Annotated in this window: 1 protein-coding gene; it reads left to right on the top strand. The window is 60.9% G+C overall.

Going from position 1 to position 276, the window contains the following annotated elements; all coding sequences use genetic code 11:
• A partial coding sequence (locus ACX2DJ_RS12995) for a DUF4402 domain-containing protein (RefSeq protein WP_462573164.1) occupies positions 1 to 145 on the top strand: 145 nt, incomplete at its 5' end.
• Between the last annotated feature and the right edge of the window lie 131 nt (positions 146 to 276).

Genomic DNA, 276 nt, shown 5'->3' on the forward strand with positions numbered 1-276 from the left:
CTTCACCACGGACGTCGCGACCACAGGAAGCCTCGACGCATCGGGCCTGGCCACTGTCAAAGTGCCCCCAACAGAAACAGTGGCCGCCAATCAGGCCGCCGGCACCTATAATGGTACCTATGACGTGACGGTCAGCTACAACTGATGTCCTGACGAGACCGGCCGCCAATCTCACTCGGAGTGGCGGCCGGCCAGCCAGAGGACCAGCACGATGATCCATCAGAAACTGATCCAAGGCCTGAAAGGACTTAGCGCTGTCTGCACAGCCTGCCTGGC

Source organism: Altererythrobacter chaiwopuensis, from assembly GCF_054957755.1.